The sequence below is a fragment of the Pseudomonas fluorescens genome, from assembly GCF_000968015.1.
GTDB classification, from domain to species: domain Bacteria; phylum Pseudomonadota; class Gammaproteobacteria; order Pseudomonadales; family Pseudomonadaceae; genus Aquipseudomonas; species Aquipseudomonas fluorescens_W.
Genome location: NZ_LACH01000057.1, coordinates 1 through 12,912, shown reverse-complemented (window position 1 = coordinate 12,912; position 12,912 = coordinate 1). Strand labels below are relative to the sequence as shown.

The 12,912-nt window shown below is 57.1% G+C and carries 11 protein-coding genes; 7 read left to right on the top strand and 4 right to left on the bottom strand.

Features of this window, described 5'->3' with window-relative positions:
• Positions 1–46: 46 nt before the first annotated feature.
• Together VD17_RS24180 and VD17_RS24175 are read right to left on the bottom strand one after the other, a co-directional pair.
• Positions 47–1,528, bottom strand: coding sequence for an amino acid racemase (locus VD17_RS24180; RefSeq protein ID WP_046056011.1), 1,482 nt, complete (start codon positions 1,526–1,528; stop codon positions 47–49).
• Positions 1,529–1,538: 10 nt separating this feature from the next.
• Entirely contained in the window at positions 1,539–2,828 is a 1,290-nt protein-coding gene (locus tag VD17_RS24175; protein ID WP_046056010.1) for a dicarboxylate/amino acid:cation symporter, read from the bottom strand.
• Between the two features lie 229 nt (positions 2,829–3,057).
• On the opposite strand from VD17_RS24175, the gene VD17_RS24170 reads away from it, so the two are divergent.
• On the top strand, positions 3,058–3,987 hold the full coding sequence (locus VD17_RS24170) for a LysR substrate-binding domain-containing protein (protein WP_046056009.1): 930 nt from the start codon (positions 3,058–3,060) through the stop codon (positions 3,985–3,987).
• 157 nt (positions 3,988–4,144) lie between these two features.
• Here the strand turns inward: VD17_RS24170 and VD17_RS24165 are convergent, their stop codons facing one another.
• Positions 4,145–5,344 carry an MFS transporter gene (locus VD17_RS24165; RefSeq protein ID WP_046056008.1) on the bottom strand — a complete coding sequence of 400 codons (1,200 nt, stop codon included), beginning with the start codon at positions 5,342–5,344 and terminating at the stop codon, positions 4,145–4,147.
• 85 nt (positions 5,345–5,429) lie between these two features.
• Positions 5,430–6,452 (bottom strand): alpha/beta hydrolase, encoded by a 1,023-nt coding sequence (locus tag VD17_RS24160; protein ID WP_046056007.1) that lies wholly within the window; start codon positions 6,450–6,452, stop codon positions 5,430–5,432.
• Positions 6,453–6,621: 169 nt separating this feature from the next.
• On the opposite strand from VD17_RS24160, the gene VD17_RS24155 reads away from it, so the two are divergent.
• From VD17_RS24155 to VD17_RS24135, 6 genes are all read left to right on the top strand, one after another.
• On the top strand, positions 6,622–7,557 hold the full coding sequence (locus tag VD17_RS24155) for an AraC family transcriptional regulator (protein ID WP_046056040.1): 936 nt from the start codon (positions 6,622–6,624) through the stop codon (positions 7,555–7,557).
• 254 nt (positions 7,558–7,811) lie between these two features.
• Complete coding sequence (locus VD17_RS24150) at positions 7,812–9,038, top strand: RtcB family protein (protein ID WP_046056006.1); 1,227 nt, start codon at positions 7,812–7,814, stop codon at positions 9,036–9,038.
• Between the two features lie 35 nt (positions 9,039–9,073).
• The gene (locus VD17_RS32310) at positions 9,074–9,319 is read left to right on the top strand and encodes a hypothetical protein (protein ID WP_185753208.1); all 246 of its coding nucleotides are present in this window, start codon (positions 9,074–9,076) and stop codon (positions 9,317–9,319) included.
• A 95-nt stretch (positions 9,320–9,414) separates the two neighbouring features.
• A complete protein-coding gene (gene nirB, locus VD17_RS24145; protein ID WP_046056005.1) occupies positions 9,415–11,976 on the top strand; it encodes a nitrite reductase large subunit NirB in 2,562 nt (853 codons plus the stop codon).
• Complete coding sequence (nirD, locus tag VD17_RS24140) at positions 11,976–12,353, top strand: nitrite reductase small subunit NirD (protein ID WP_008156769.1); 378 nt, start codon at positions 11,976–11,978, stop codon at positions 12,351–12,353. Before nirB ends, nirD begins: the two co-directional genes overlap by 1 nt.
• A 40-nt stretch (positions 12,354–12,393) precedes the next feature.
• The gene (locus tag VD17_RS24135) at positions 12,394–12,834 is read left to right on the top strand and encodes a CBS domain-containing protein (RefSeq protein WP_046056004.1); all 441 of its coding nucleotides are present in this window, start codon (positions 12,394–12,396) and stop codon (positions 12,832–12,834) included.
• Positions 12,835–12,912 lie beyond the last annotated feature (78 nt).

Sequence of the window (12,912 nt, the reverse complement as noted above, 5' to 3'; positions counted from 1 at the left end):
TGAGCGGCGTTTCTGTTATCGGTGCTGACGTGTCGGCGGCTGTTTTCTACGGTGTACTGAGCGCTACTCGGGCAAGCTCAATGCACTTCAATGCCAAAATGGTTGTCGGGTCAACCAGTGCGACCTCATGATTTTTAATCATGAAGGATTCGCTATGCTCAAGCACCAGAGGTAGCTCCGTACATCCCAGGATGAGTACATCAGCGCCCAATTCACATAAGTGCTCGGCGACGGTCAGGAGCTGGTCTTTGCAGATGCCCTCGGTGAAACCTGCTTTGATGCCGTGCGCTCCGTAAATTGCCTCCATAACCAACGCTTGGTAATCCACGCCTGGGACAATTATTTGAAGGCCTGCTCGGCGAGCAGCCTCGTGATAAACCTGACTTTTGATGGTGCCGGACGTCGCTAGCAGCCCGACGGTTTTGCCAGCACCGTACCGCTGTACGATAGCCTCTACCGTTTCAGTCAGCATATTCACAATAGGCACACGCAGGTGCGCCTGGATGCGCTCAACAAAGGCGTGAGCTGTGTTGCACGGAATCGCGATGGCATTGGCGCCGGCACTTTCCAGTCGCTTGCACGTTGCGTACATCGCCATCGTCGGATCAGTTTCGTCGTACAGCAGGTTGGCTGTGCGATCAGGGATTTGGGGGTTCTGTTCCACCACCATTTTGATGTGTTCCTGATCGCGACCTGCCGGTGTGTGCGCCACAACCTTACCCATGAAGTCGACCGTTGCCGCTGGCCCAACTCCACCCACGATCCCAAGCTTGAAAGGCGGACGGGTCGAATGGCCTTTCTCCAAGGTGGCGAAAGCGGCATAAATCTCGTTGATATCCAGGACAGTCAAGCCACGCCGTTGAAGATCACCGCAGACCAACGATAGCTCAGTCATGCCAGGCAGGATGATGGTGGCCCCCTGATCCTGAAGCGACAGGCAGGCCTGATAAACACATTCGAGTGGTACCCCGTCAAGGAATCCATCTTTGATGCCGTTAACCCCGTACATGGCGTCCATCAAGCCAGATTGCTCGTTATCGTTCGGATAAACGAGCTTGAAATCAGTGCTGAAATAGCGCTCAAACAACCCGGAGTACCTGACATAGTCGGACGCGATAATGCCCAGTGTTGTGCCGGGTGCAGCGACATGATCCACGTGCTTTCGTAACGCCGCCATCATATCCAGAACGGGTATCCCGATTTCCTCCTGGATCTCCTCCCGAAAGGTGTGACTGGCAAAACAAGGCAGTAAGACTGCATTGACTTCGCTCGCCTCGAACGTCTGGCAAACCTGAAATACGTAGAACTTCCTGGAGGTCATGCTGGCACCCTGATCAAGGGGCGTCAGCACGTCTTTGAAGGGGTGTTGTTCAAACAGAAAGTGATAGCGACCTTGATCCTCCAAAACAGCTCTGGACTTCACCAATTTGTAGAACAGATCGCCGCCGGCCAGTGAGCCAAGCCCGCCGACGATACCCAGTTTGCGAGCGAACGATGACCCGCTGGACGGCTTTGATTTACCTTTCATGATTCGGTTCTCAGGCGGTGGCTACGGTGTGATTTGGGCGCGGAGATGCAGCGCCGGGCGCATCTTCAGGCTCTTCATGTGGCTCTGATTTGGCAACCACAGCCGTCGCTATGCTGTTGCCAACCACGTTGGTGGCAGTCCTGGCCATATCAAGGAATTGGTCAATGCCAAGGATCAGCAAAATGCCGGCTTCGGGAAGATTGAACATGGGTAACGTAGCCGCCACCACGACCACCGAGGCTCGGGCTACACCCGCCATTCCCTTGCTGGTGATCATCAGCGTCAGCAAGATGAGCAGTTGCTGTGTGAAGCTCAAGTCGACGTTGTAGGCCTGAGCAATGAACATGATGGCGAACGCTTGATACATCATCGAACCATCAAGATTGAATGAGTACCCCAACGGAAGGACGAAGCTGGATACGCGCTTGGGCGCACCAAATTTCTCCAGTGCCTCCATGGTTTTCGGGTAAGCGGATTCGCTGCTGGCAGTGGAAAATGCGAGGAGGACGGGTTCGCGAATGAGCTTGCCCAAGGTAAACACTGAGCGACCCAGGAACAGGTAGCCGGCAGCGAACAACACGCACCACAGAATCACAATGCCCAAGTAGAACTCGGCAATCAGTTTTCCGTAATCGACTATCAAGCCGAGACCTTGCGTGGTGATAGCCGATGCGATGGCTGCGAATACTCCAATTGGCGCGAAGGCCATGACGAAGTCAGTGACCTTGAACATCACCTTGGCCAGCTCTTCGATGCCATCGACAATCGTTGTGTAACCCGCTCGCTTCACACCCGCCAAGGCGAACCCGAAGAACAACGAGAACACCACGATTTGCAGGATTTCGTTGTTGGCCATTGCTTCAGCAATGCTGCGGGGAAACACGTGACTGATGAAAACCTTGAGACTGAAATCCCCGGTGTTGACCACCACGGGACTTGTCGCATGCTGGACAACCTCCATGTTCAGTCCCGCACCCGGTTGGAACAGGTTGACCAGGCCCATGCCGATTGTCAGCGAGATCACCGAAGCGGTGACGAACCAGGCCATGGCTCTCAGGCCAATCCGGCCAACGGAGCGGGAGTTACCCATACTCGCGATGCCGCCGACCAAGGTGGCGAATACCAGAGGCGCGATGATCATCTTGATCATGCGTAAAAAGATATCGGTGACCATCGAGAAGTAAGAGGCGATCTCTTTGGCGCTTTGTTCGCTCCCTGCGAAATGGTGGCACGCCCAACCGACGAGCACGCCTGAGGCGATGCCAATTGCGATCCGACGTGGAAGTTTATTTTTCTTCACGGAGCTTTCCTCAAGTGGTTTTTTTGCTTTTTTTACTTGGCAGGAGACAAGTGTCATTGGGTCGAGGCGCTCTGGCGTCGCTTCAACGTTTACGATTCTAGGGGCGGGTTTGAAACGTCGTGATGAGTAATCCCGATAGCCTCATGCGCTTTTGGAATAGTTTTCGAAACTGCTGCTTCGCCCTGACTGAGGCGCAGTACACTGCGCATTCGGGGCATGAGGTGCCGTTATGCAAATCAAATGGTTAGATGATCTTTTAGCGATTTCCGAGTGGAAAAACTTTTCTCGTGCTGCGGAAGTACGGTGCGTGACCCAGTCAGCACTGTCGCGTCGCATACGATCACTTGAGGAATGGGTCGGAGCAGAGTTGGTGGATCGCGGAACGTATCCCGTTCAGCTCACGCCGGCGGGGCGAAGTTTTTGTGAAGAGGGCCGCGAGGCATTGGCGGGATTATTGAGACTGCGTTCAGCCCTGCGAGAGGTTGAGCGAATGCCCGGGCGATCCATCCAGGTCACTGCTGGCCACAGCCTTTCAATGACGTTTCTACCGAAATGGCTAACCCAATTTCAGCAGCACAATGGGCAGTTCAACGCCCGAGTCGTTGCAGCGAACATTCATGACGCCGTTATAGCCTTGGAGGAGGGGAGTTGCGATCTGATGATCGTCTACCATCATCCCTTGGCACCCATTCTTCTAGACCCGGAAAAATTCGGTTGCCTGACGTTGGGACATGACGCCTTTATTCCGTTGTGTGCCCCTGACAACAACGGACAACCGCTGTATCGCTTGCCCGGCACCTCAGCTAAAGCCGTGCCTTACCTCGCCTATACGGCCACAACTTTTTTAGGCCGCGTCGCAGACATAGTCATCAAAAATGGCCCAAGTGTCAGTGTTCTGGAGCGGTGCTATGAGGCAGACATGGCGATGCTTTTGATGCGCATGGCGATAGAGGGGTATGGCGTGGCATGGTTGCCACAAAGCGCTGTCATTGACGAGCTTCAGCGAGGTCAGTTGGTAAAAGCGGGTGGTGATGAATGGAGTACACGACTGGAGATACGCTCCTACTGCTCCATCACCAATGAGAACCCTACGATGCGCAGCCTATGGAAAACCCTCGAAGGAGCTTCCCGCGATCTCCATGGCAAAATAGCCAATTGATCGAAGCTCCCAGGCTCGAAAAGCATTCCTCGGTATTGGTAATGAAATCTGCGCATCGGGTCATTCTTCACCGAGCTGCACGCTGACCGTAACGTCCAACGTCCAAGCGTGTGCTCAATCTAAACCACAAGACATGCCTTGGCGTGTCTTGGTAATTTCAAGCGATGTTTGCCGATGCAAGAGGCTCTTGTGATGCTGCGCGAGCAGCCAGGAATGCTAGAGCGGCCGCCACGCCCAGCAAAGTCGCGCTTAACTCGAAGGTCGCTCGATAGCCGCTTACGTCAAAGACCAGCCCGCCAATGGTTGCACCAGACGCAATGGCCAGTTGGATGATCGCCACCATTAAGCCGCCTCCCGCTTCAGCAGCGTCTGGTAACGTTCTTGCCAACCATGTCCACCATCCCACGGGCGCAGCAGTCGCAACCAGGCCCCAGAGGCCAAGCAAGACAGTCGTGGTGGCCACCGAGCTACCGAATGAAACAAGCGCCAGTGCAATCACCGCCATCAAGATCGGGATGACGACGAGGGTTCGATGCAGGCCATTTTTCAAGAACGCTTCAATCAAGAAGGTTCCCGCGAGGCCCGCCAGACCCAGGACAAGCAACATCAGCGACAACATGGAAACACTGACGTGCGTGACCGTTTCAAGGAACGGGCGCAAATAGGTAAACAGCATGAACTGGCCCATGAAGAAGACACTGACCGCCACCATGCCTAACGCGACCGGTAGGCTCTTCATCAACCTGAAGACATTTCCAGCGGCTGAAGCGCTTTGCGACTTCATCGCTGGAAGGCTAAACAAAAGCCAGACAGAGGCGACTACCGCGACCGGAATGACGCACAAGAATGCCCCGCGCCAGCCGATCAAGGCACCGAGAAAACTGCCCAAAGGCGCTGCAATCACTGTCGCCAAAGCGTTGCCGCCGTTGACGATTGCCATTGCGCGAGTGATTTGGTCATCAGGCACCAAGCGCATGGCGGTTGCCGCCGACAATGACCAGAACCCACCTATCGCAACACCGATCAGCGCGCGGCCGATCATAAACACCCAGTAGTTCGGCGCGAACGCGACCACTGTTCCGGAAAGGATCATCAACAGTGTCAGTGAAAGAAGTAGCGGCTTACGCTCAACCCGCGTAGCCACCGATGCGATCAGAAGACTGGTGAACAAGGCAAACAGCCCCGAGACGGAGATTCCCTGGCCGGCTTGCCCCTCGGTGATATGCAGATCTGCGGCAATAGGTGTCAGCAGGCTGACGGGCATGAACTCTGACGCCACGAGCACGAAGGCAGCGAGCGACATGGCGAATACGGCGCCCCACGATTTATGAGGCACTGGGAGGAGGTGGTCAGTCATTGTTTGAATCCTGTATTGCGCGAAGCGTCGCAGCCCCGGGGACGAGGCTACGAGAGAACCGGTGCCCGGCTAAGGCACGATCAGGCTACTTCAGGTTACTTTTGAAGAACGTGGTCAACCTGGCGAATGGAATGAGGTTGACCCGGTCGTAAAGATCCACGTGTCCGGCATCTGGAATGATGAGCAGCTCTTTAGGCTCGGCGGCTCGCTTGTAGGCATCCTCACTGAACTCACGTGAGTGTGCGTGGGCACCGGAAATAAACAGCAGTGGGCGCGGGGAAATGCTCTCGATGTCATTGAACGGATAGAAGTTCATGAACTTCACGTTACTGGTCTGCGTCGGCATGGTGGTTGTCTGCGCCGATGCGCCAGCCGGAGTGACTTCCCCTCGCGGCGTGCGATAGAAATCGTAGAACTCGTCGCCCACGGCGTTGCCGGTCAGCTTGAGTGGTGAGCCGCTGGTATAGCGGATCTGCCCCCCTTGGAACTCCACATCGCGCTGATGCGCCGCTTCGCGAATGATCTGCTGGCGTTGTTCAGCCGTTACGCCGTGCTTGAGGCCATTTCGATTGGCTGCACCCATGTCGTACATGCTGACGGTGGCGATGGCCTTGAGACGCGGATCGATCTTGGCCGCACTGATAGCGAAGCTGCCACTGCCGCAGATACCGAGGACGCCGACTCGCTCACGGTCGACAATCGGTCGAGTGCCGAGAAAATCGACAGCAGCACTGAAGTCTTCCGCGTAGATATCTGGCGAAACTGCATGGCGAGGCGTGCCATCGCTTTCACCCCAGAAGGACAAGTCCAGCGACAATGTGACAAATCCTTGTTCGGCCATTTTGGTGGCATACAAGTTTGCGCTCTGCTCCTTCACCGCCCCCATGGGATGGCCGACGATGATGGCAGCGTTCCTGGATTTGGGGTCGAGGTCTTTCGGGGTGAACAGGTTGCCCGCCACCTTCATACCGTATTGATTCTTGAAGGTGACCTTTTCTACGGTCACCTTGTCGCTTTTGTAGAAGTTGTCCGCACCGTTTGACATATCGGCTCCCATTGAAGAAAACGAGGTAACGAGAAGCCCCAGGGCAAGCAAAATTCCTTTCACTGGATATTCCTTCCGATTGAGTAGTTGTCGGATGAACATTCTCCGGTGCTGCCCAAACGCCCTGTAGTGCATTCCACTGGATTACTTGCCTGATTCTATGAGTCTCGGTTTTTTTGCAGGACGGTCGTGTGCTGGCGAGATACAGTTCAGCGAGAGGTACGAGATGAACATGACGACCCAACACGCAACCGCCATATCGCCCCAGGAAGCGCTCGCCCAAGTCATTGGCACGCAGGTCTCCAAACCAGGGGATTTCGGAACGCCCATTGCGGGCCTCGGCTTCTTCAGGCGCGAACATCCATCGCCGCCCGTCGTCTGCATGGTCGAGCCAAGCATCATCATTGTCGCCCGGGGGGAGAAGCAGCTCTGGGTGGGGGGCGAGGGTTACCCGTATGACACGTCGCGTTTTCTGATCACCTCATTGGACTTGCCTGCCAATTCAGAAGTGCTGGCAGCAAGCCCGGAACAGCCATGCCTGGGGCTGACTTTGAAACTCGATCTGCGCATGCTGGCAGAGCTGATAGCGCAAAGCGATCTGCCGCCAACCCGTGATCGTTCAGTTGCGAAGGGGGTAGGAATTGGTTCAGTGACCCCTGCAATGCTGGCGTCATTCGGGCGCTTATTGGCACTGCTCGATGAACCGGAGTCCATCCCCATTCTCGCCCCCTTGATCCAACGTGAGATTCACTACCGTCTCTTGCAGAGTGATCAGGCGAGCCGGCTTCGACAAATAACGTCTGTCGATGGCCAAGGTTATCGGATCGCCAAAGCCATCGATTGGTTGAAGTTGAATTACACCTCGGCGCTTCGCGTCGAGGAGCTTGCGGCCCGAGTGCAGATGAGCACTCCGACCTTTCACCACCACTTCCGCCAACTAACCACAATGAGCCCCTTGCAATACCAGAAATGGCTGCGACTTAACGAGGCAAGGCGTTTGATGCTCAATGAACATCAGGATGTGTCCAGTGCGGCTTACAAGGTCGGATATGAAAGTCCGTCCCAGTTCAGCCGCGAATACAGCCGTCTGTATGGCGTACCCCCCAAGCGGGATATTGCGGTGTTGCGTGGCAACGCCAATGGCACTGCAACGCGAAAGCAGTCATGAGAAATCAATGGGGGCACCGTGACAGATTCACATTCATGAAATGCATTTGCAGCGGGTCTCTGAGACCGTTTTGAACTGATCACTCAGTAAATAAATTTGTCCCATTTTTTCCGCAAAGTAGGAAAATTAAAGCGGGTACGTCGGCTGCTATACCTTTCTCAACAGGCGACCGGCGATGCTTATTGCATCGACCTTTTTCACCTCAGGTGCCAGAACAACGCCGAACAGTTGGCCAATAGAAAAGAATCGAAATCATGCAAGCACATACCTACCAACTGCTGGAAGTCGCCAACGGCAAACCGATCAAGCTCTGGACCGAAGGCGTCCCGGTAGAAAACGAAGCCAGACAGCAATTGATGAACACCGCCAAGATGCCGTTTATCTTCAAGCATCTGGCCGTGATGCCCGACGTACACCTGGGCAAGGGCTCGACCATCGGCAGTGTGATTCCCACGGTCGGCGCGATCATTCCGGCCGCAGTCGGGGTGGATATTGGTTGCGGGATGATCGCAGCCTGCACGTCGCTGACCGCCAGTGATTTGCCAGACAACCTGCATGGCTTGCGGTGCGCAATCGAGAAAGCAGTGCCCCATGGCCGCACCAGTGGGCGCGGCGGTCGGGACAAGGGCGCCTGGGACAGCGTTCCGCATCAGGCGGACCGGGCCTGGGCGGCACTGGACTCGCGGTTCAAGGCGATCACCGGCAAGTACCCGAAACTCGCCAACACCAATAACCGTGGGCACTTGGGCACGCTGGGCAGCGGGAACCACTTCATCGAGGTGTGCCTGGATGAAACCGACCGGGTGTGGTTCATGCTGCACAGTGGTTCCCGTGGTGTCGGCAACGCTATCGGCAACCTGTTCATTCAAATGGCTCAGGCGGACATGCGTCAGCACCTCGCCAATCTGCCGGACCGTGACCTGGCTTACTTTAAAGAGGGCAGCCGGCACTTCGATGACTACGTCGAAGCGGTCGGCTGGGCCCAGGACTTCGCCAGGCAGAACCGTGCATTGATGATGCAAGCGGTGATTCAGGCGACCCGAAAAGTGATCAACAAGCCCTTCGAGGTGGCGCTGGAAGCGGTGAACTGCCACCACAACTACGTGCAGAAAGAGCGGCATTTTGGTCAGGATATTCTGGTCACCCGCAAAGGCGCAGTGTCGGCGAAGAAGGGCGAGTTGGGGATTATTCCGGGATCGATGGGCGCCAAAAGCTTCATCGTTCGTGGACTGGGTAACGAGGATTCCTTCTGCTCTTGCAGCCACGGCGCCGGCCGCACCATGAGTCGTACCAAAGCGAAAAGCCTGTTTACCGTCGAAGACCAGATCCGTGCCACCGCCCACGTGGAGTGCCGCAAGGATGCTGCCGTCATCGATGAAATTCCGATGGCCTACAAGGACATCGACCACGTCATGCACGCCCAGCGCGATTTGGTCGAAGTGCTGCACACCTTGCGTCAGGTGGTGTGCGTAAAAGGATAGGGGCCTTCGAGCTTCCCGCTCTGAAGGTAGTCTTCGTGCACTTTTATAAGGCCGCGCCACACGCCTCTGCACTATGCGAAGGCAAATATCGGGCGTTCATGGGTACCCGTGGTCAACGTTTACTGGCGCAAGGACTGCCAATGGCCGACTGGCACAAAGTCTGCAAGACACTGTTCAGGCCCACTGTGAATGCAGTCGAGTGGGCAGCCCCCTCGGTCAACGACGATCGATTGGCCGAACAGGTCGCGGGCAACATCGGTGGATCCGGCATAGATGCCTGACTTAGCACCGTAAACGAACAGGCAAAGACGCCTGGAACCGCAAGGTTTCAGGCGTTTTTTTTTGCTTTTTGAACAGCTATCGACGGGTGTCTCTTATGAATTCCAATGTTGCCACTTTGAACAAGCTGCAAACGCTGATCGTGATCGGCAACGGCATGGTCGGACATCATTGTGTCGAACAGCTGATCGAACGCGGTGCCCTTGACCACTATCGGCTGCACGTGTTCAGCGAGGAGCCGATGCGTGCCTACGACCGCGTGCACCTATCCGAGTATTTCTCCGGCCGTGATGCCGAGTCGCTGGCCCTTGGTGAAGCCTCGTTGTATCAGACCCCGGGCGTCACGCTGCATCTGGGGGTGCCGGTCCTGGAAATCGACCGTGCACGTCGCCAGGTGATCACCGCGCAAGGCTGTGTCTCCTACGACAAATTGGTGCTGGCCACCGGGTCCTATCCGTTTGTGCCGCCAATTGAAGGCGCCGAGGGCGATTCGCGGCTGGTGTATCGCACCCTTGAAGACCTCGACGCCATTCGTGCCGCGGCAAGCAACGCCCGACGCGGTGTGGTGGTCGGCGGTGGCTTGCTGGGTCTGGAAGCGGCCAATGCCCTGAAAAGCCTGGGGCTGGAAGCTCATGTGGTGGAATTCGCCCCGCGCCTGATGCCGGTGCAGCTGGACGAATACGGTGGCCTGGCGCTCAAGGCACAGATCGAACGCCTCGGCGTCGGGGTGCACCTGTCGCGCGGCACGCAATCGATCAGCGCAGGCGAGGAATACCGCTACCGGATGAACTTCGCAAATGACGAATTCCTTGAAACCGACCTGATCGTGTTTTCCGCCGGGATCCGTGCGCAAGACGCACTGGCCCGCCAATGCTCGCTGGAAGTCGGCCCGCGCGGCGGGGTAGTGATTGACGATCAATGCCTGAGCAGCGATCCGAACATCTACGCCATTGGCGAGTGTGCCGCGTGGAATGGCAGCATCTTTGGCCTGGTCGCCCCGGGTTACCAAATGGCACGCGGTGTTGCCGCATTGCTGTGCAACGAAACCGCCGAGCCGTTCATGGGCGCGGACATGTCGACCAAGCTCAAACTGCTGGGTGTCGATGTTGGCTCCATCGGCGACGCCCACGGCAGCACGCCGGGCGCGCGCAGCTATCAGTTCATCGACGAAACCACGGCCAGCTATCGACGCCTGGTGGTGGACGCGACCGGCAAGCACGTACTCGGTGCGGTGCTGGTGGGTGACAACAGCTATTACGACACGCTGCTGCAATACATGCAGAACGCGATTGCGCTGCCGGCGGAACCCGCCAGCCTGATTCTGCCGTCGTCCGAAGGCGCGCCGATCCTGGGTCCGGGCGCGTTGCCCGAAGCGGCCACGGTGTGCTCGTGCCACAACGTCACCAAAGGCTCCATTTGCTCGGCCATCGACGGTGGCTGCACCGACCTCGGCCTGCTCAAATCGCAGACCAAGGCCTGCACCGGTTGCGGTGGTTGTGCAGGGCTGCTCAAGCAGGTTTTCGAACATGAGTTGATTGCCCGTGGCGTCAGCGTCGACAAGAGCCTGTGCGAACACTTTGCCTATACCCGCCAAGAGCTTTATGCGCTGGTGCGGGTAGAAGGGGTGATCACCTTCGAAGAACTACTGGCCAAGCATGGCCGTGGTCACACTGGTTGCGACGTGTGCAAACCGGCGGTGGGCTCGATCCTCGCGTCGTGCTGGAACCAGCCGATCATGGACGCCTCACTGGTGCCGCTGCAGGACACCAACGATACCTTCATGGCCAACATGCAGAAAAACGGCACCTATTCGGTGGTGCCACGCATCCCCGGTGGCGAGATCACCGCCGACAAACTGATCGCAATCGGTGTGGTGGCGAAGAAATACGACCTCTACACCAAAATCACCGGCGGCCAACGTATCGACCTGTTTGGCGCGCAGTTGCATGAATTGCCGGACATCTGGGCCGAGCTGATCGAAGCCGGTTTTGAAACCGGGCATGCCTACGGCAAATCGACCCGCACGGTGAAGTCCTGTGTCGGCAGCACCTGGTGCCGTTACGGCGTGCAAGACAGCGTGCAAATGGCGCTGACCATCGAGGACCGCTACAAGGGCCTGCGCTCGCCGCACAAGCTCAAGTTCGCGGTGTCCGGTTGCACCCGCGAGTGCGCCGAGGCCCAGAGCAAAGACGTTGGCGTGATCGCCACCGAGAAGGGCTGGAACCTTTACATCGCCGGTAACGGCGGCATGCGTCCACGTCACGCCGAGCTGTTCGCTACCGACCTCGACGATGCGACCCTGATCCGCTACATCGACCGCTTCCTGATGTTCTACATCCGCACCGCCGACAAATTGCAGCGTACCTCGGTGTGGCGCGAAAGCCTGGAGGGCGGCCTCGATTACCTCAAGGATGTGATCATCCACGACAGCCTCGGGTTGGGCGAAGAGCTCGAATCGCAGATGCAACTGGTGGTCAACCGCTATGAATGCGAGTGGGCCAACGCCCTCAAAGACCCGGAAAAACTCAAACGCTTCCGTACCTTCGTCAACGATAAACGCCCAGACCCGGACATCCACTTTGTCCAGGAGCGCGGCCAGCGGCGCCCGATCATGGCGGCCGAACTCAACCTTATCCCTGTTACCGAGGAGATTGTCTGATGAGCCAGTCCAATACCCAACGCATCGATTCCCTGGAAAATCCCGAGGCCTGGCAAACGGTGTGCGAGCAACAGGACCTGGTCAGCAACTCCGGCGTCGTCGTCTGGCTCGACGGCGCACAAGTGGCGTTGTTCTACCTGCCGGGTGCCGAGGGTCGGACCCTTTACGCCATCGACAACCATGACCCGCAATCCGGGGCGAATGTGATTGGTCGCGGGTTGGTGGGCAGCATCAAGGGTGATCTGGTGGTTGCATCGCCGATCTACAAACAGCATTTCCGCCTTGAGGACGGCAGCTGCCTGGAGTACCCGCAACAGCGTCTGCGTGTCTGGCCCGTGCGGTTGAACAGTGGTGTTGTGGAAGTCGGGGTGGCTTGAGCCTGTTTAACAGCATCGCGTATCCGCATCGGAGGCATTTATGAAAACAGCCGCACAATTGCTGAAACTCAAGGTCGTGCAAAACCGGCAGGTGCATAGCATCGCGCCCGATGAAATGGTGCTTGAAGCCCTGAGGGTCATGGCCGAGAAGAACGTGGGTGCGCTTCCGGTGATTGAGGACGGGCAGGTGGTCGGCGTGATCAGTGAGCGCGACTATGCGCGCAAGGTTGTTCTGCAGGGGCGCTCTTCGGTGGGGACGCCGGTGCGCGACATTATGAGCGCGCCTGTGGTGACCGCGGACAGTCAGCAGAGTATCGAGCGTTGCATGGCGGTCATGACTGACAGTCATCTGCGTCACCTGCCGGTGGTGGACGGTGGCGAGCTGATTGGTCTGTTGTCGATTGGGGATCTGGTCAAGGAAGCCATCGTTGAGCAGGCTGATCTGATTCGGCAGCTGGAGCATTACATTCGCGGGCACTGAACGGGTTGGCGCCACGGTGTTCAGTTAAGGTTGGGGGACATATCCGTTGCTGCGGTCACGGCGGCTTAGGGTTCCGCC